General features: G+C 66.0%; 17 protein-coding genes and 1 riboswitch. Of the genes, 5 read left to right on the plus strand and 12 right to left on the minus strand.

Annotated features, from left to right (window positions below; translation table 11 throughout):
• Positions 1-31: 31 nt before the first annotated feature.
• The 8 genes from metK to miaB all read right to left on the minus strand — a co-directional run bounded on the left by metK (position 32) and on the right by miaB (position 8,077).
• Positions 32-1,213, minus strand: coding sequence for a methionine adenosyltransferase (gene metK / locus BM397_RS14755; protein WP_092424881.1), 1,182 nt, complete (start codon positions 1,211-1,213; stop codon positions 32-34).
• A 3-nt stretch (positions 1,214-1,216) separates the two neighbouring features.
• Positions 1,217-1,265: riboswitch (SAM-SAH riboswitch) on the minus strand.
• A gap of 36 nt (positions 1,266-1,301) precedes the next feature.
• Positions 1,302-2,876 (minus strand): apolipoprotein N-acyltransferase, encoded by a 1,575-nt coding sequence (gene lnt, locus BM397_RS14760; RefSeq protein WP_369678442.1) that lies wholly within the window; start codon positions 2,874-2,876, stop codon positions 1,302-1,304.
• Positions 2,869-3,837, minus strand: coding sequence for a hemolysin family protein (locus tag BM397_RS14765; RefSeq protein ID WP_245696071.1), 969 nt, complete (start codon positions 3,835-3,837; stop codon positions 2,869-2,871). The genes lnt and BM397_RS14765 overlap by 8 nt, the downstream gene beginning before the upstream one ends.
• 23 nt (positions 3,838-3,860) lie before the next feature.
• On the minus strand, positions 3,861-4,376 hold the full coding sequence (gene ybeY, locus BM397_RS14770) for an rRNA maturation RNase YbeY (protein ID WP_092424879.1): 516 nt from the start codon (positions 4,374-4,376) through the stop codon (positions 3,861-3,863).
• Between the two features lie 71 nt (positions 4,377-4,447).
• Positions 4,448-5,428: a PhoH family protein gene (locus BM397_RS14775; protein WP_092424877.1), complete on the minus strand. Its 981-nt coding sequence runs from the start codon at positions 5,426-5,428 to the stop codon at positions 4,448-4,450.
• Positions 5,429-5,578: 150 nt separating this feature from the next.
• Positions 5,579-5,890, minus strand: coding sequence for a hypothetical protein (locus BM397_RS14780; protein ID WP_092424875.1), 312 nt, complete (start codon positions 5,888-5,890; stop codon positions 5,579-5,581).
• Positions 5,891-5,904: 14 nt separating this feature from the next.
• Positions 5,905-6,516 (minus strand): OmpA family protein, encoded by a 612-nt coding sequence (locus BM397_RS14785; protein ID WP_092424873.1) that lies wholly within the window; start codon positions 6,514-6,516, stop codon positions 5,905-5,907.
• Between the two features lie 241 nt (positions 6,517-6,757).
• Positions 6,758-8,077 carry a tRNA (N6-isopentenyl adenosine(37)-C2)-methylthiotransferase MiaB gene (gene miaB, locus BM397_RS14790; RefSeq protein WP_092424871.1) on the minus strand — a complete coding sequence of 440 codons (1,320 nt, stop codon included), beginning with the start codon at positions 8,075-8,077 and terminating at the stop codon, positions 6,758-6,760.
• A 112-nt stretch (positions 8,078-8,189) separates the two neighbouring features.
• Here miaB and BM397_RS14795 point away from each other — a divergent pair, with 112 nt between their 5' ends.
• A complete protein-coding gene (locus tag BM397_RS14795; RefSeq protein ID WP_092425485.1) occupies positions 8,190-9,071 on the plus strand; it encodes a hypothetical protein in 882 nt (293 codons plus the stop codon).
• Positions 9,072-9,090: 19 nt separating this feature from the next.
• Here the strand turns inward: BM397_RS14795 and BM397_RS14800 are convergent, their stop codons facing one another.
• A complete protein-coding gene (locus tag BM397_RS14800) occupies positions 9,091-9,777 on the minus strand; it encodes an FAD-binding oxidoreductase (RefSeq protein WP_092424869.1) in 687 nt (228 codons plus the stop codon).
• 195 nt (positions 9,778-9,972) lie between these two features.
• On the minus strand, positions 9,973-10,389 hold the full coding sequence (gene irrA / locus BM397_RS14805) for an iron response transcriptional regulator IrrA (RefSeq protein ID WP_092424867.1): 417 nt from the start codon (positions 10,387-10,389) through the stop codon (positions 9,973-9,975).
• A 188-nt stretch (positions 10,390-10,577) separates the two neighbouring features.
• Between irrA and fabA the strand changes: the two genes are divergently transcribed.
• From fabA to BM397_RS14820, 3 genes are read left to right on the plus strand one after another with little or no spacing between them, the layout of a single operon-like run.
• Positions 10,578-11,087 (plus strand): bifunctional 3-hydroxydecanoyl-ACP dehydratase/trans-2-decenoyl-ACP isomerase, encoded by a 510-nt coding sequence (gene fabA, locus BM397_RS14810; RefSeq protein WP_092424865.1) that lies wholly within the window; start codon positions 10,578-10,580, stop codon positions 11,085-11,087.
• Positions 11,088-11,101: 14 nt separating this feature from the next.
• Positions 11,102-12,331 carry a beta-ketoacyl-ACP synthase I gene (fabB, locus tag BM397_RS14815; protein ID WP_092424864.1) on the plus strand — a complete coding sequence of 410 codons (1,230 nt, stop codon included), beginning with the start codon at positions 11,102-11,104 and terminating at the stop codon, positions 12,329-12,331.
• A 16-nt stretch (positions 12,332-12,347) separates the two neighbouring features.
• On the plus strand, positions 12,348-13,139 hold the full coding sequence (locus tag BM397_RS14820) for an enoyl-ACP reductase FabI (RefSeq protein ID WP_066102044.1): 792 nt from the start codon (positions 12,348-12,350) through the stop codon (positions 13,137-13,139).
• Between the two features lie 126 nt (positions 13,140-13,265).
• Here BM397_RS14820 and scpC read toward each other — a convergent pair whose 3' ends face one another.
• Positions 13,266-14,780 carry a succinyl-CoA:acetate CoA-transferase ScpC gene (scpC, locus tag BM397_RS14825; protein WP_092424862.1) on the minus strand — a complete coding sequence of 505 codons (1,515 nt, stop codon included), beginning with the start codon at positions 14,778-14,780 and terminating at the stop codon, positions 13,266-13,268.
• A 331-nt stretch (positions 14,781-15,111) separates the two neighbouring features.
• On the opposite strand from scpC, the gene BM397_RS14830 reads away from it, so the two are divergent.
• Positions 15,112-15,744 (plus strand): isochorismatase family protein, encoded by a 633-nt coding sequence (locus BM397_RS14830; RefSeq protein ID WP_245696070.1) that lies wholly within the window; start codon positions 15,112-15,114, stop codon positions 15,742-15,744.
• Positions 15,745-15,763: 19 nt separating this feature from the next.
• Here the strand turns inward: BM397_RS14830 and BM397_RS14835 are convergent, their stop codons facing one another.
• Positions 15,764-16,999 (minus strand): HlyD family secretion protein, encoded by a 1,236-nt coding sequence (locus BM397_RS14835; RefSeq protein ID WP_092567402.1) that lies wholly within the window; start codon positions 16,997-16,999, stop codon positions 15,764-15,766.
• Position 17,000: the final 1 nt, after the last annotated feature.

The raw sequence follows: 17,000 nt of genomic DNA on the forward strand, positions 1-17,000 counted from the left end.
TGCAAATCCTTCTAAAGGGATTTGCGCGGGCTCAGAGCTCCCGCTTCAACGCCTCGGCAAGATCGGTGCGCTCCCAGGAGAAGCCCCCGTCCGCATCCGGCGCGCGGCCGAAGTGGCCGTAGGCCGCGGTGCGCTGGTAAATCGGCTTGTTCAGCTCGAGGTGGGTGCGGATGCCGCGCGGAGTGAGATCCATCGCCTTGGGAATGGCCCGTTCGATCGCCTCGGCATCGGCATCGCCGGTGCCATGGGTGTCGACGTAGATCGACAGTGGCTTGGCCACGCCAATGGCGTAGGAGAGCTGCACCGTGCAGCGCTCCGCCAGGCCCGCCGCGACCACGTTCTTGGCAAGGTAACGCGCCGCGTAGGCGGCCGAGCGGTCGACCTTGCTGGGATCCTTGCCGGAGAAGGCGCCGCCGCCGTGCGGCGCGGCCCCGCCGTAGGTGTCGACGATGATCTTGCGCCCGGTGAGACCCGCGTCACCGTCCGGCCCGCCGATGACGAACTTGCCGGTGGGGTTCACCCACCATTCGGTGTCCGCGGTGATCCAACCCTCGGGCAGTGTGCCGCGGATGTAGGGTTCGACGATGGCGCGGATGTCGTCGGAGGTCTGCCCCTCGTCTGTGTGCTGCGTAGACAGCACGATCGAGGTCACCCCGACCGGCTTGCCGCCCTCGTAGCGCACCGAGATCTGCGACTTGGCGTCCGGTCCCAGCATCGGCTCGGCGCCGGACTTGCGCACCTCGGCGAGCTTCTTGAGCACGGCGTGCGAGTAGAGGATCGGCGCCGGCATCAGCTCGGGCGTCTCGTTCGTCGCGTAGCCGAACATGATGCCCTGGTCGCCGGCGCCCTCGTCGCGGTTGCCCGCGCCGGTCACGCCCTGCGCGATATGCGCGGACTGTTCGTGCAGCAGGTTGGTGACCTCGCAGGTGGCGTGGTGGAACTTGTCCTGCTCGTAGCCGATATCCCTGATGCAGGCGCGGGCGATATCGGGAATGCGCTCCATGTATTCATGCAGCTTGTCCTGGTCGGTCAGGCCGATCTCGCCACCGATGACCACGCGGTTGGTGGTGGCGAAGGTCTCGCAGGCAACCCGCGCCAGCGGGTCCTCTGCCAGCAGCGCGTCAAGCACGGCATCGGAAATGCGGTCGCACACCTTGTCGGGGTGCCCCTCGGATACGGACTCCGAGGTGAAGATATAGTTTTTTCGGGACATAAGTGCTCCATTAGATACCAGCTGTCACGCCAGGAAGCCGTTGTGACAGGGATGTGAAACTTCTGGCTACGCCCTTGTGATCACGCCGTCAATCGAAATCGCCGCGGCGCGGCGCGAAGGCCAGCACCATCAGCAGCGCGAGGAGTCCCAGGAGGGGCAGGTCGCCGATCCGGCTATAGAAGGTCACGCGCAACGGCGGCGGCAGCCGGGCATCCAGGAAGCCCGCCTCCCCCAGCGGCAGCGACTTGAGCACCCGCCCTGCCCCGTCGATGATCGCCGAGACACCGGTGTTGGCGGCGCGCAGCATCGGCAAGCCCTGTTCGATCGCCCGGATGCGGGCCTGCGCGAGGTGCTGGTACGGGCCAGAGAAGTTGCCGAACCAGGCATCGTTGGTGATCTGCAGCAGCAGCTCGGGTCGCGCGGCAGCGCGCAGGTCCTGCGGGAAGACCGCCTCGTAGCAGATCAGCGGCAGGGCATTGCCGAACGTTCCGCCGAGATCGAGCAGCTGCGCGCCCGGCCCGGCGGAATAACCGCCCTCGGCCCGCGCGGCGATGCCGCTGACGTTGATGTGGCGGAAAAGCTCCTTGAAGGGCATGTACTCGCCGAAGGGCACGAGGTGGTGCTTGTCGTAGACTGCCTCGACCTTCGGCCCCTGCGCCACCAGCGCCAGGGAGTTGTAGTAGTCGTAACCCTCGCTGCGCTGGATCCCCAGCACCACGCGGGCCGGCAGGGCGGCATCGGTGATCACCCGCAACTCGGCCTCGGCGTTCTCCAGCAGCCGCGGCACGGCGGTCTCGGGCCAGACGATCAGCTCGGGACGCGGCAGCCCGTCCTGTGCTGGGGCGGCGGTGAACTCGACCTGCCGCTCGAAGAAAATCGGGATGTAGTCCCGGTCCCACTTCTGGGTCTGCGGGGCATTGGGCTGCACGAGGCGGACCACCGGGCGTCCCGCAAGCTCCTGAAGCGGCGGCAGCATCTGCGTTCCACCCCAGAGCAGAGCGGCCAGCAGGACCAGCCCCGCCACCGCCGGCCGCCACGCACCGCGCAGCGCCCGCGAGAGCAGCGCCGCCAGCGCCAGCGTCACCAGGGTGAGACCGAAGGAACCCGTCCAACTCACCCACTGGATGGCATCGGTGGGCTCCCAGAGGTAGCCGACGAGCCCCCAGGGAAAGCCGGTGAACAGGTATCCGCGGGCCAATTCGGCCAGCGTCCATGTGGCGACCAGGGCGAAGAGCCTTGATCGCGGTGCCTGTGCGGCGCCCCAGAAGGCGAGGCCCCAGAACAGCGCCAGCCCTGCCGCCATGAAGAACAGCGCGAAGGGTGCCATCCAGGCGGTCACCGCCGCGTCGACCTGGAAGGGTTCGGTCAGCCAGTTCAGCGCGAGGCCGAAATAGCCGGTACCGACGCCCCAGCCCACCGCCAGCGCCGCGCGCGACCCACGCTGCAGGGAGAAGAGCGCCATCGACAGGACCAGCCCGGCCAGCGCCGCGTACCACAGGTTCCATGGTGCCTGCCCCAGTGCCATCAGCACGCCACAGGCCAGAGCGGGAAGAATGCGCAGACGCCCGGTCAGGAGGCGCGACTTCGATGCGGCAACGGGGGCCGTCACCATGCGGCGGCCCCCGATTTGCCCGGCATCGGACTGCGCCTCCGGTTCAGCCACGCCCGGCCCCGGCATCGCCGCCATTGACCGCACCCTCGGGGCGCACCGGCGGCAGGAGCGCAGGCGCGGTGATGGTGCCGTCGGAGGCCGGCGTGGAGGGGCGCACGCGCAACCGCTTGATACGACGCGGATCGGCGTCCACCACCTCGAAGTCGATGCCGTCGGGATGCGGGATCACCTCACCACGCGCAGGCACGTGACCGGCGAGCATGAAGACGAGGCCGCCAAGCGTGTCGATCTCTTCCTCGTCGATCTCGTCGGGATCGGTGAGCGCGATGCCGGTCGCCGCTTCGAATTCCTCGAGCGGGGTCTTGGCGAGCGCCAGCCAGCTGCCCGACTTTTCGCGGAAGAAGTTGCGACCTTCCTCGGTGTCGTGCTCGTCCTCGATCTCGCCGATGACCTGTTCGATCAGGTCCTCGATGGTGACGAGCCCGTCGACGCCGCCGTATTCGTCGATCACCAGCGCCATATGCCGACGCTCGGTCTGCATCTTGGTCAGCAGGACGCCGATCGGCATCGAGGGCGGCACGAAGAGCAGCGGACGCAGCATCTTCTTCATGTCGAACTCCTCGCCATGGCCGTTGAAGCCATGCAGCAGCGCGAAGTCCTTGAGGTGCACCATGCCCACGGGCGTGTCGAGCGTGCCGGCGTAGACCGGCAGGCGGGTCATGCCGCTGTCGCGGAAGACCGTCACGAGCTCATCCATGGTGAGGGTATCGGGCACGGCGACGATCTCCGCCTTGGGAATCGCCACGTCTTCCACGCGCATGCGGCGCAGGTTCATCATGCCATGTACGGGCCGCTCATAGGCTGCCACGAGACTCTGCCCCGGGTCACCTTCGCCGTCAGAACCGCTCACGCGGCCGGAGAAGATGCGTTTGAAAAAGCCCGGAGGCCGGTCCATCTGCTCGTTTTCATGCGCGCCTTGCGCTGCATTAGACGAGTCGTCGTTGTCTCCCATCGGTCCTTTTGATCCTGTGTCTCTCAGAGGTCAGACGAATATGGGTCCGCGATACCCATTTTGCCAAGTATTTCGGTCTCAATATTTTCCATGAGCGTCGCATCGCCGTCACGCACGTGATCATAGCCCAAAAGGTGCAAAGTTCCATGAACGACCAGATGCGTCACATGGTCCTCAAAGACCTTGCCCGCCTCCTGCGCCTCGCGCGCGCAGGTCTCATAGGCGATGGCGAGGTCCCCGAGCTCGGTCGCAAAGGGGCCGTCCTCGGTCTCGGGCAGCTCCGGCGCGTCCCCCTCGACGTCGGCACCACGCTCCTCGGAAGGCCAGGACAGTACGTTTGTCGGGGTCGGCTTCTCGCGGAACTCGGCATTCAGCTCGGCAATGCGCGCGTCGTCGCAGGCGAGCACGGCGATCTCGAAGCCGTCCGGATCAAGCCCGAGATGGGCCAGGGCGGCGCGGGCCGCGGTCTCGACCAGCTCCTCGAACCCGGCTTCCTCCCAGCGGTCGTCCTCGAAAACGGTGTCGGTCAGCTGAGCCATATGTGCAAGCCGGGGACATCGCGCCCCCGGACCCCCGGGATGTTTGAGCCTGTAGGAAGGAGCGGGGGCCGTCAGGCCCCGCGCTCCGCGTCCTTCTCGTAGGCTTCGATGATCTTCGCCACAAGGGGGTGACGCACCACATCGGCAGAGGTGAAGTAGTTGAAGCTGATCTTGTCGATATGGCTGAGCAGGCGCTCGGCGTCCTGCAGACCCGATTGCACGCCGCGCGGCAGGTCGACCTGGCTGCGGTCGCCGGTGATCACCATGCGCGAGCCTTCGCCGAGGCGGGTCAGGAACATCTTCATCTGCATCGACGTGGCGTTCTGCGCCTCGTCGAGCACCACGAAGGCGTTCGACAGGGTGCGCCCGCGCATGAAGGCCAGCGGCGCGATCTCGATGGTCTTTTCTTCCATCATCTTCGCCAGCTGCTTGCCGGGCAGGAAGTCGTTCAGCGCGTCGTAGAGCGGCTGCATGTAAGGATCGACCTTGTCCTTCATGTCGCCGGGCAGGTAGCCGAGCTTCTCGCCCGCTTCCACCGCCGGGCGACTGAGGATGATCTTGTCGACCTGGCCGGTGATGAAGAGGTTCACGCCGACGGCCACGGCGAGGTAGGTCTTGCCGGTGCCCGCCGGGCCGATGCCGAAGGCGAGCTCGTTCTCGAAGAGCGCGCGGACATAGGCCTTCTGGGCGTCGGTGCGCGGTTCGATGAGTTTCTTGCGGGTCTTGATCTCGACCTTGCCACCCGAGAACATCTCGAGCTGATCGCCCGGTTCCTGCTCCTCGGGGGCGAGTCGGAACTCGCGGTCGATGTCACCGCGGCCGACCGAGCGACCCTGTTCCAGCCGCTGGTAGAGGGCATTCAGCACCTCGCGCGCGGCCTCCTGCGCTTCGGCCGGGCCGTGCAGCGCCAACTGGTTGCCACGGCGCAGGATTTGCACGCCGGTTCGGGCTTCGATGTCGGTGAGGTTGCGGTCGTATTCTCCGCACAGATCGATGAGGAGGCGATTGTCCGGAAATTCCAGGATGGCTTCGGTCAGGATGCCTGTGTTCACGCATGTCTCCTGCGCTTGAGTGTACCTTGATGGTGCCAAGCGGCGGGGCCCGAGGTCAAGCAGGTTCGTTCCCTTGGCGGGTGCAAAGAAGCAAAACGGCCGCGCGGTGTGCACCGCGCGGCCGTTGGCATTGGTATGTGAGTGCCCCGCTCAGAGCGGGTCTCCGATCACCGAGGTGGCGCCCTGCTTGAAGCCGCCGGTTGCCACCGTGGGCGGGGCGACGCCGGAGCAGACCGGCTTGCCGTACTTGTCGAGGCGGCGGGCAAGGTAGCCCTCGACGCCGTCGTCGGCGATCCAGTTGTCGCAGCCGTCCGGATCAACCCAGACGCCCCAGCGGATCTGCGACAGGTCGTTGCGGTCGATCAGGTTGACGTCCTGGCTCTTGTCTTCGCCGATCGGCATGTCGCAGGCGGCAAGACCCGAGGCAGCGGCGAGCACGAGCGCGAGTTTCGCAAGTTTCATCTGGCCGGCCCCCCTCAGCGCACGCACAGGATTTCGACACGGCGGTTCTGCGCCATGCCCTCGGCGGTGCTGTTGGTCGCCACCGGGTAGTTCTCGCCGTAGCCACGCACATCGATGACCCGGGCGCCATTGGCATGGGCAACCGCCGCCACGGAATTGGCGCGGTTGAGGCTCAGCCGGTCGTTGTAGGCGTTGCTGGCACGGGCGTCGGTGTGGCCCACGATGATGTAGCCGAATGCCTTGGCGTCGCGGAAGAACTCGTCAAGCCGGTAGCGGCTCTGCGGGTAGATCTTGTAGCTGTCCGTGGCAAAATACTGGTCCGCCTTGAGCGTGCCGCAGATGTTGATCTCATGGCAGACGGGGCGGCCGTCACGGGTCACGCGCGAAACCGCGTACCCCTCGGCGCCATCGTCCATCACCCAGATCTCGCAGCCGTCGGGTGAAAGCGAGATGCCCGGAATATACCGCTCGCCACGAATGGTCCGCGTGTTCTGCGTGGAAATGATAGGTGTGTTCGCACCGTCCGCGGCGGCAGCCGCAGGGGCGGCGATGCCGGTCAGGGCGATTGCGGATACGGCCGCTGCCCCCAGAACGCCGCGGAGAGCCTTGGAAAAGCGTGTCGCCACAGCCTCTGTCCCCTTCAATGTTGATACTCAATCAGCCCATGGCGCGGACATCCCGGTCCAAAGGCAAACCCCTTACTTAGCGGGAGAGTAGCACCATTTCCTCGCCTGTGAAGGGGCAACCACCACATATTGTGTCTAAAAGGCCACCATCTGCGCCGCGGACAGGGGATTGTCTCCGAGCTCTCACCAATGCCCGATGTTTCCCAACCGCCTGTGACAAAAATGCGGCGGCGGGATCGCGTCAGAGCAACTCGCCTTTCAGCGAATTGGCACCGGACTCGACGATGCGCACCCGGCGCAGATCGCCAACCGAGAGCCCCTCGCCCGCCACATGTACCGCGTGCAGGTAGTCGGATTTTCCGCCCATCTGCCCCGGCTTGCGCCCGGGTTTCTCAAAAAGCACACCGACTTCGCGACCGACCATCGCGTCCTGCAGCGCGCGCTGCTGGCGACCCAGGAGTGCCTGCAGGCGTTGCAGGCGGTCGTCCTTCTCGTCCTCGGAAACCTGCGGACGCTCCGCCGCCGGGGTGCCCGGCCGCTCGGAATACTTGAACGAGAAGGCCGACCCATATTGCACCGCTTCGACGAGGTCGAGCGTCGCCTGGAAATCCTCCTCGGTCTCTTCCGGGAAGCCGACGATGAAATCACCCGACAGGTGCAGGTCGGGGCGTGCCGCACGCAGCCGCTCGACCACCTTCAGGTAGCTCTCGGCGGTGTGCTGGCGGTTCATCCGCTTGAGGATCTTGTCCGAGCCGGCCTGCACCGGCAGGTGCAGGTAGGGCATCAGCTTTTCGACCTCGGCATGGGCGGCGATCAGCGCGTCGTCCATGTCGTTGGGATGCGAGGTGGTGAAGCGGATGCGCTCCAGCCCATCGATCTTCGCAAGATCCCGGATGATCCCGGCGAGCCCCTTGTCGTGGCCGTGGTAGGCGTTGACGTTCTGCCCCAGCAGGGTGATCTCGCGCACACCGCGCTCCACCAGGTCACGCGCCTCGGACAGCACGCGCCCGGCGGGACGCGAGACTTCGGCACCGCGGGTATAGGGCACCACGCAGAAGGCGCAGAACTTGTCGCAGCCTTCCTGCACCGTCAGGAAGGCGGTCGGGCCGCGCTTGGCCTTGGGCCGCGATGTCAGCTTCTCGAATTTGTCTTCCTCGGGGAAGTCGGTGTCGAGCGCCTTGACCCCTGCCCCGGCCTTCGCCTCCATCTCGGGCAGCCGGTGGTAACTCTGCGGGCCTACGACAAGGTCCACCATCGGCTGGCGACGGATGATCTCTTCGCCCTCGGCCTGCGCCACGCAGCCCGCTACGCCGATCTTCAGGTCGGGCCTTTCGGCCTTCAGGTGCTTGTAGCGGCCCAGCTCGGAATAGACCTTCTCGGCGGCCTTCTCGCGGATGTGGCAGGTGTTGAGCAGGATCATGTCCGCGTCGTCGGGACTCTGCGTCTCCACGTAGCCCTGCCCCCCAAGAGCTTCGACCATGCGCTCGCTGTCGTAGACATTCATCTGGCACCCGTAGGTCTTGATGAAAAGCTTCTTCGGCGCGGTCTTCGACTGGGACATGAGAGGACTCCGGTTCGGCGGTTCAGGGCGTGCGCATAGCGCAAAACCGCCCCAGCTTGCAATGCGTGCGCTTTTCCCCGAGTCTCTGCGCAAAACGCCGGGCGAGAAGCGGATGCAGTATAGCGGGTTGGACGAGTTCCTGAAACGGGAGGCAGCAGAGCTGGCGAAAGCGCCGGCCGGCACCCCCGTGGCGATGATCTTCTGCGAGGATCAGGCCGAGGTGGACACCACCGCGCGCCACCATATGCAACTCGGCTTCGCGCCGGTCCTGCTGTTCATGGCGCCTCACCTGACGCTGGCCCCCGACGTCGCCGAACGAACCAAGCGCATCGATTTCGACCCCCATGCGGAGGATGCGGTGCCGCGCGCGGTCACCCGGATGAGCGCCGTACTGCCGGGGCGCTGGATGTATTACTGCTACAACGCCGAGTTCCTGTTCTACCCGTTCTGCGAGACACGCAGCATCGCCGAGATGCTGGCCTTTCACAGCGAGGAACGGCGCGACGCCATGCTGACCTACGTGATCGACCTCTACGCCGGTGATCTGGGTATGGCGCCAAACGCCGTCTCGCTCGACGACGCCTGGCTCGACCGCTCGGGCTACTATGCGCTGGCGCGTCCGGACCCGGCGCGCGGCAACCACCCCAAGGAGCGGCAGCTGGATTTCTTCGGAGGGCTGCGCTGGCGCTTCGAGGAGCACATCCCCGTCGCCCGGCGCAAGATTGACCGCATCGCGCTCTTCCGTGCCGAGAAAGGCCTGGCGCTGCGCGGCGATCACACCTTCAGTGACGAGAAATACAATACCTACGCCTGTCCGTGGCACCACAACCTCACCGCGGCCATCGCTTCCTTCCGCACCGCCAAGGCGCTTAAGCGCAACCCCGGCTCGAGCGACGGGATTTCAAGCTTCCGCTGGCACAACTCGGCGCGTTTCGAATGGCACTCGCGGCAGCTTCTGGATCTGGGGCTGATGGAACCGGGGCAATGGTTCTGATCACCCCGGCCCGAGGGGGTCAGTCGAACTCCTCGGTGACGATCCGATCCTCGGCCACGCCGATGTCGCGCAGGGCCTTGGCCATGTCGTCGAGCATCGCGTCCGGGCCGCAGACGTAGCAGACGTCGCGCGCGGGCGTCACCACCTGCGCCAGAAGCTTGCCGTCGATCTGCTCGCGGTGCAACGGGCTGGCTTCCTCGTCGGTGACGAGGAACACGGTCTTCAGACCCGGCATACCCTCGAAGGCCTCGCGCAGGATGATGTCCGCCTCGGTCTTGTTGGAGAAGACCAGCGTGTTGCCCTCGAGAGTGCCACGCTCCTTCAGCTTCTTGCGCAGGATAGCGATGAACGGGGTGACCCCGGCGCCGCCGGCGATGAACACGCCGTCGCCCTTGTCTTCGATCGCGCCCCAGGGCTCTTCGACCAGAACCGCGTCGCCGGGCTGCATCCGGCCGGTGCGCTCGGTCACGCCGTCATGACCGTCGGCACTTTCGGGGTAGGACTTGATGACGAATTCCAGCCGGTCCTGCCCCGGCAGCGAGGTGAAGGTGAACGGGCGGCGCTCCTCGCGCCAGCCCTCCTTGTCCAGGGCCATGTCGATCGCCTGGCCGGGCACGAAGTCCAGCCCCTCGGGACGGTCGAACACCAGATGGTTCACGTCGTGGGTCACGGGCTCGATGGATTGAAGAGTCAGCTTGCGGCTCATGGGGGCCTCCTTTTCCGGTTGTCCGAAAAACGCCCTCTGCGCGCGGCGGGTTCCGTCGAGCTGCCCCCGGCTGCGCTTCTTCTCTTTCCAAATACGCATCCGCGACCCGGCCGCGGATGCGACATCGTTACCCGAGAGCGGAGTTACCCGAGAGCGGCCAAAGAGGGACAGCCCCCGCAACCGGAGGCGCGACGCTCACTTCCTGCGCAGGCGGATCACCACGTCGACCGAGGCGATCTCGGCCCCGTCCGGTGCGTTCGGCAGCTTGGAGATCACCAGATCCTCGGAGGGCGCATCGGTCAGATGACCATCATCCTCCCAGAAGAAATGCGGGTGATCATGCGTGTTGGTGTCGAAGTAGCTGCGGCTGCCGTCGACGGTGACTTCCTGGATCAGCCCGACATCGCAGAAGGCGCGCAGCGTGTTGTAGACCGTGGCCAGCGAGACGCTCTCGCCCTCGGCCTGGGCCGCGGCGAACAGGCTCTCGGCGGTGAAATGGCGGTGCTTGCCATCGCCCACGAGCAAAGCCGCCAGCGCTACGCGCTGCCGTGTCGGCCTCAGCCCTGCCTGGTTCAACCAGTCGCTGCCTCTCTGTACGGCGTCGGATGTCATCGCTCAGTCCGGTTACCTAGCTTCATGGACTGTATATAATGGTGCACAGCCTGTCATTTCAAACGGAAAACCGAAGATGGCATGGCGCGGGCCCTGCCGTGACGCGACGATGCTCAGGCTTGCATGGCGCGGTTTCGCGGTGATAGAGGGGGCGCAACTTGAAACAAAGGAAAAAGGGGCGTGCCTGCATGGCCGACTATCCCACCAGCTTCGGCAAGGAAGATCTTCTGAAATGCGCGCGCGGCGAGCTCTTCGGACCGGGCAATGCGCAGCTTCCGGCGCCGCCCATGCTGATGATGGATCGCATCACCGAGATCTCGGGTGATGGCGGCTTGCATGGCAAAGGGCACGTGGTGGCGGAATTCGACGTCACGCCGGACCTTTGGTTCTTCGACTGCCATTTCCCCGGCAACCCGATCATGCCCGGCTGCCTCGGTCTCGACGGCCTGTGGCAGCTGACCGGCTTCAACCTCGGCTGGCGCGGCTGGCTGGGCCGCGGCTACGCGCTCGGCGTGGGCGAGGTAAAGCTGACCGGCATGGTGCGCCCGGACCGCAAGATGCTGACCTACAAGGTCGATTTCACCAAGGCCGTGCAGACCCGCCGGCTGACCATGGGCGTTGCCGACGGCATCGTCGAGGCGGATGGCGAAGTCATCTACCAGGTCAAGGACATGAAAGTGGCTCTTTCCGAGAGCTGAAAGGGAGGTTTCCCATGCGTCGAGTCGTCGTCACGGGACTGGGCATTGTTTCGTCCATCGGCACCAATGCCGAAGAAGTTCTCGCCTCGCTGAAGGCGGGCCGCTCCGGCATCACCGCCAACGAGCAGATGAAGGAACACGGGTTCCGCAGCCAGATCGCGGGCGCCGTCGATCTGGACGTGTCCGAGCACGTGGACAAGCGCACCCTGCGCTTCATGGGTCCGGGCGCGGCCTATGCCCATATCGCGATGCAGCAGGCGATCGCCGACGCAGGCCTTGAGGAGTCGGACGTGGTCAACCCGCGCACCGGCCTTGTCGCCGGTTCGGGCGGCCCGTCGACCTCGGCGCTGCTGACCGCGCATCAGACCGTGCTGAGCACCGGCGCCACCAAGCGCGTCGGCCCCTTCGCGGTGCCGAAGGCCATGTGCTCGACGATCTCGGCGAACCTCTCGACCGCCTTCAAGATCAAGGGCATCAACTACTCGATCACCTCGGCCTGCTCGACCTCGCTGCACTGCATCGGCAACGCTGCCGAGCAGATCATGATGGGCAAGCAGGACGTGATGTTCGCCGGCGGCGGAGAGGAACTCGACTGGACTCTCTCCTGCCTCTTCGACGCCATGGGCGCGATGAGCTCGAAGTACAACGACACGCCCGAGAAGGCCTCGCGCGCCTTCGACGCGGGCCGCGATGGTTTCGTGATCTCGGCGGGCGGCGGCATCGTCGTGCTGGAAGAGCTGGAGCACGCCAAGGCGCGCGGTGCCAAGATTTACGCGGAAGTGACCGGCTATGCCGCCACCTCCGACGGGCATGACATGGTCGCCCCCTCGGGCGAGGGCGGCGAGCGCGCCATGCGCCTTGCGCTGCAGACCCTGCCCGAGCACCGCAAGGTCGGCTACATCAACGCCCACGGCACCTCGACCCCGGTCGGCGACGTCGGCGAGATCGAGGCGGTGCGCCGCGTCTTCGGCGATGGCAGCACGCCGCTGGTCTCCTCGACCAAGTCGATGACCGGCCACAGCCAGGGCGCCACCGGCGCGCAGGAGGCGATCTACTGTCTGCTGATGTTGCAGAACGACTTCATCGCCCCCTCGATCAACGTCGAGACGCTGGACCCGGCCCTGAAACCCGAAGAGATTGCCACCAGCCTCGTCGAGAACGCAGGTCTCGACACGGTGATGACCAACTCCTTCGGCTTCGGCGGCACCAACGGGTCGATGCTGCTGAGCAAATATCAAGAATAACAAGCGAGAGACGGACATGGGCGAGCTTCTCAAGGGCAAGCGCGGGCTGATCATGGGAGTGGCGAACGACCGCTCCATCGCGTGGGGCATCGCCAAGGCGCTGCACGAGGCGGGGGCGGAGCTTGCCTTCACCTATCAGGGCGAGGCTTTCGGCAAGCGGCTGGAGCCGCTGGCGCAGAGCGTCGGCTCGGATTTCATGGTCGATGTGGACGTCACCGACGACGCCTCGCTCGACGCCGCCTTCGAACAGCTCGGCGCGCGCTGGCCGACCATCGACTTCGTGGTCCATGCCATCGCGTTCTCGGACAAGTCCGAGTTGACCGGCCGGTTCCTCAACACCAGCCGCTCGAACTTCAAGAACTCGATGGACATCTCCTGCTACTCGTTCATCGAAGTGGCGCGCCGCGCGCATCCGCTTATGGTCGAGAACGGCGGCACGCTGCTGACGCTCACCTACGACGGCTCGATCAAGGTCGTGCCGAACTACAACGTCATGGGCGTGGCCAAGGCAGCGCTGGAATCGGCGACCCGTTATCTGGCGAACGACCTCGGCCCCGAGGGCATCCGCGTGAACGCGATCTCCCCCGGCCCGATGAAGACCCTCGCGGGCGCGGCCATCGGCGGCGCGCGCAAGACCTACAAGTTCACCGAGCAGAACACCCCGCTGCGATCCAACGCGACGCTCGAAGCCGTGGGCGGCACCGCCGTCTACCTGGTCTCCGACGCGGGCGCCTGCACGACGGGCGAGATCCTGCACGTGGACGGCGGCTTCCACATCCTCGGCATGCCGCAGGCCGAGAATATCTGAGGCCCCGGCCCCCGCTCGAGATGCGAAAGCCCGGCCATTGGCCGGGCTTTTTCGTTCAGGTCGTACACTGGAAGTCCTGAACAAGGCGAAGCCGCCGGGCTGGCGCCTGCTCGGAGGACATCCACCCTACCTCATCGAGCCGGTCTCGACGTAGCGCTGGTGCCAGCTCAACGCTTCGTTCAGCAGCGTCGGGGCATGCTTGCCGAACGATCCCTGCAGCGCCCGCGCGTAGTAGTCCCGCAGCATCGGCTTGTAGTCGGGATGGGCACAGCGGTCGATGATCACCCCGGCGCGCTGGCGCGGCGCCAGCCCGCGCAGGTCCGCGAGCCCGTGCTCGGTGACAATGACCTGCACGTCCTGCGAAATGTGGTCCACATGCGCCACCTGCGGCACGATGGCGGAGATCTTGCCACCCTTGGCGGTCGAGGGCGTCATGAAGATCGACAGGTAGGCGTTGCGGGCGAAATCACCCGAGCCGCCAATGCCATTCTGGATGCGCGAGCCCATCACGTGGGTCGAATTGACGTTGCCGTAGATGTCGGCCTCGATCAGCCCGTTCATCGCGATGCAGCCCAGGCGGCGCACCAGTTCGGGGTGGTTCGAGATTTCCTGCGGGCGCAGGATCAGCTTGTCCCGGTAGCGCAATGCGTCGCGGTTGAACCGCTCCGCCGCCTCGGGGCTGAGCGAGAAGGCCGTGGCCGAGGCCATGCGCAGCTTGCCGGCGTCGAGCAGGTCCAGCATGCCGTCCTGCACCACCTCGGTGAAGGCCGTCATGTCGTGGTAGGGCGAGTCCATCAGCCCCGAGAGCACCGCGTTGGTGACATTGCCGACCCCCGACTGCAGCGGCAGCAGATTGGCTGGCAGGCGCCCTCTTGCCACCTCATGCGCGAGAAACTCCAGCAGGTGCCCAGCGATGGCTTCGGCAACCGCATCGGGCTTGGCGAAGGGCAGGTTGCGGTCCGGCGCCTCGGTCTCGACCACCGCCACCACCTTCGACGGGTCGATGCGGAAATGCTTCTGGCCGATGCGGTCGTCGGGACGGACGAGCGGGATCGGCACGCGGCTCGGCGGCAACGCCGTGCCGTAGTAGATGTCGTGCATGCCGTCGAGCGCGTGGCTCTGCCAATGGTTGACCTCGAGGATCACCTTCTCGGCCTGATCGAGCCAGGTCTTGTTGTTGCCGATCGAGGTCGAGGGGATCAGGTCACCGTCCGGCGTGATGCCGGAGACCTCCACCACTGCCATGTCGAGCTTGCCGAGAAATCCCTCCCAGACCACCGGAGCGACCTGGCTGAGGTGCATGTCGACGTAGTTCATCTCGCCAGAGTTGATCTGCTCGCGGGCGATGGGGTCGGAGTTGTAGGGCAGCCGGAATTCGATGCCGTTTGCCTTGGCCAGTGCGCCGTCAAGCTCGGGGCCGGTCGAGGCCCCGGTGAACACCTTCACCCGGAAGGGATTGCCCGCCGCATGTGCGGCCTCGATCTGCGACGCAAGCGCCACGGGCACCGATTTCGGATAGCCCGAGCCGGTAAAGCCACTCATGCCGATGGTCATGCCGTCGTGGATCAGCGCAGCGGCATCGTCGGCGCTCATGGTCTTCGACTGCAGATCCGGAAAGGCGATGCGGGCGTGGGTGTTCATCCTGAGGTCCTCCTGTGGCGCGGCAGTGCTGCGCTTGCGGGCTCCCTGCCCGCACCACGGCACCGCGGCAGTCCTTCCCGACATCTATGCAAGACTCGGCGCCCGCCACCAGACGCGGATCCAACCTGCAAGACAGATATGCAATTAACGCATACCTTATCCGGAAAGTTGCGCGCTCAGCGCATGGCTTGCGCACCTCTTCGCCGGGGCGCTTGGACATTGGGCGGCGCGCCCTTGCTGCACCGTCTGCGGCACGAGACCCACCGCTTCCGGTTGACAGAAGCCGGCGCGGCTGCGCGAGAATGTCCGGACTTTTGCCGGAGACCCTCCCATGGACATGCTCACCCGTTATTCCGCACTCGGCTTTGGCAGCGGGCAGATCGGCTTTGGCCGGCGCTGCGGGGTCGTCGTCGTCGACTTCCAGCGCAGCCTGACCGACCCGGCCTTCCCCATGGGCGGCGGCGCGCGCATCGATGCTTCGGTCGAGGCCACCGCCCGGCTGCTCGCCCCGGCCCGCGCCGCGGGCCTGCCGGTCGCCAGCTGCGTCACTGGCTACAGCTCGGCCCGCGACGCGCTGCGCTGGAAGATCGCCGACGTGGAGAACTGGATCCTCGGCACCCCCGGCTGCGAGTTCGACCCCCGCATCCTCGACCCCGCCTACGACACGCAGGTGATCAAGCGCGCGCCCTCGATCTTCTTCCAGACCGGCGTTTCGAGCTTCTTCACCCAAGAGGGCGTGGACACGGTGATCGTCACCGGCTGCGCCACCTCGGGCTGCATCCGAGCGTCTGTGATCGACGCCTTCTCGCATGGCTTCCGGGTGATTATCCCCGAGGAATGCGTCGGCGACCACGATCCGCAGACCCATGCCGCCAATCTCGGCGACATGGGGCGGCGTTACGCGGACGTGCTGCCGCTCGGCGAGGTGCTCGCGCATCTCGAGAGCCTGCCACAGGCGGCCTGAACACCCGCCCTGCCCTGCGTCAGTGGCCGCCGGAGAAGACCAGCGTCTGCACCGGCAGGAACAGCATGCGCAGCCGCAGCCCGGCTGCATGCACCACGCCGATGGTGTCGACCACGTGCAAGAAGATGCGCTTCCCGGTGCCCATTTCCTCGTGTTCCAGCCGATGGTGGTTGTCGGTGTAGAGCATGACCGAGCAGCTGCTGCCCGGCGGCACGTTGGTCGGCTGGTCGGTGTAGAGCGGCTCGAGATAGACCAGCACGCTGCCCGGACGCACGTCGTCCTGCGGGTCGACCAGCCGGTCCGAGGGGCGCAACTGCCCCGAGGGGATCACGTCCTGCACCTCGGTCACCACCATGGGGATGATGTCGAGCGGCTTGCTCATGCAGCCCATCTCGCCGACCATTCCCGGGTGGATCACCTGCGCGGCGATCTGATTGAACCCGGCCTGAAAGCGCTCGGCCCCAGCGCCGGTGGGCACGAAGATGCCCGCGGGCCGGGCAAGCGGGCTGATGAAATCCCCGACCTGCAGGGCCAGTTGCTCGATGCGCCCATCGACCCCGGCTGAGATCAGCGTCTTATCCATTTCCGCCTTGGCCAGTGCCAGCTGCGCCCGGGCGCTTTCGAGCTTGGCAGGCAGCACCTCGTCGATCTGCTGCTGGGCGCTTTCCTTCTGCAGCTCCGCGGCGCGCAGCTGCGCCTCGCGCTGGTCGACGATGTTCTCGTAGCGCTCGATCTCGACAAGCCGCACCGCGCTCGACCCTTGGTCGCGCAGCTGTTCGTTGCGCTGCAGCTCCTCCTGCGCCTGCACCAGCGCCGCGCGCGCCTGCGCGATCCCGGCATCGGCCTGCGCGAGGTCGGTCTGCGCCAGCTTGGCCGAGGCTTCGGTCTCCGCCAGCAGTGCCTGTGCCGCATCCACCTGCGCCTGCTGCGACAGCCCGTCGAGCCGCACCAGCGGGTCTCCCGCGGCGACTCTCTGGTTGTTGTCCACGTAAATCTCGGCAACCCGCCCGCTCACCTGCGGCAGGATCGTCACCGTGAGGAAATAGGAGGACACCGAGAGACTGGCAGGGTGGAAGTAGAAAAGCACGGTGATCAGCGTGACGGTCAGGAAGATCCAGAGCGTCAACCCCCAGCGCAGCTCGTACCAGACCGAGAAAAGCGTCAGCTCCTGCCCGAACCGCTTGCCCTGCGCGTAGCGGCGATAGAGGTAGTCCGGCACCAGCGTGACCAGCGAACAGAGAATGGCCTCGAGCATG

It is taken from the genome of Alloyangia pacifica, assembly GCF_900116195.1.
In the GTDB taxonomy this organism is placed as follows: domain Bacteria; phylum Pseudomonadota; class Alphaproteobacteria; order Rhodobacterales; family Rhodobacteraceae; genus Salipiger; species Salipiger pacificus.

Excerpts from the sequence above, each read along its gene's own strand:
- metK (WP_092424881.1), bottom strand. The coding sequence starts at position 1,213 with ATGTCCCGAAAAAACTATATCTTCACCTCGGAGTCCGTATCCGAGGGG.
- BM397_RS14765 (WP_245696071.1), bottom strand. The coding sequence starts at position 3,837 with ATGGGAGACAACGACGACTCGTCTAATGCAGCGCAAGGCGCGCATGAA.
- ybeY (WP_092424879.1), bottom strand. The coding sequence starts at position 4,376 with ATGGCTCAGCTGACCGACACCGTTTTCGAGGACGACCGCTGGGAGGAA.
- BM397_RS14780 (WP_092424875.1), bottom strand. The coding sequence starts at position 5,890 with ATGAAACTTGCGAAACTCGCGCTCGTGCTCGCCGCTGCCTCGGGTCTT.
- miaB (WP_092424871.1), bottom strand. The coding sequence starts at position 8,077 with ATGTCCCAGTCGAAGACCGCGCCGAAGAAGCTTTTCATCAAGACCTAC.
- BM397_RS14795 (WP_092425485.1), top strand. The coding sequence starts at position 8,190 with ATGCAGTATAGCGGGTTGGACGAGTTCCTGAAACGGGAGGCAGCAGAG.
- BM397_RS14800 (WP_092424869.1), bottom strand. The coding sequence starts at position 9,777 with ATGAGCCGCAAGCTGACTCTTCAATCCATCGAGCCCGTGACCCACGAC.
- irrA (WP_092424867.1), bottom strand. The coding sequence starts at position 10,389 with ATGACATCCGACGCCGTACAGAGAGGCAGCGACTGGTTGAACCAGGCA.
- fabA (WP_092424865.1), top strand. The coding sequence starts at position 10,578 with ATGGCCGACTATCCCACCAGCTTCGGCAAGGAAGATCTTCTGAAATGC.
- fabB (WP_092424864.1), top strand. The coding sequence starts at position 11,102 with ATGCGTCGAGTCGTCGTCACGGGACTGGGCATTGTTTCGTCCATCGGC.
- BM397_RS14820 (WP_066102044.1), top strand. The coding sequence starts at position 12,348 with ATGGGCGAGCTTCTCAAGGGCAAGCGCGGGCTGATCATGGGAGTGGCG.
- scpC (WP_092424862.1), bottom strand. The coding sequence starts at position 14,780 with ATGAACACCCACGCCCGCATCGCCTTTCCGGATCTGCAGTCGAAGACC.
- BM397_RS14830 (WP_245696070.1), top strand. The coding sequence starts at position 15,112 with ATGGACATGCTCACCCGTTATTCCGCACTCGGCTTTGGCAGCGGGCAG.
- BM397_RS14835 (WP_092567402.1), bottom strand. The coding sequence starts at position 16,999 with ATGCTCGAGGCCATTCTCTGTTCGCTGGTCACGCTGGTGCCGGACTAC.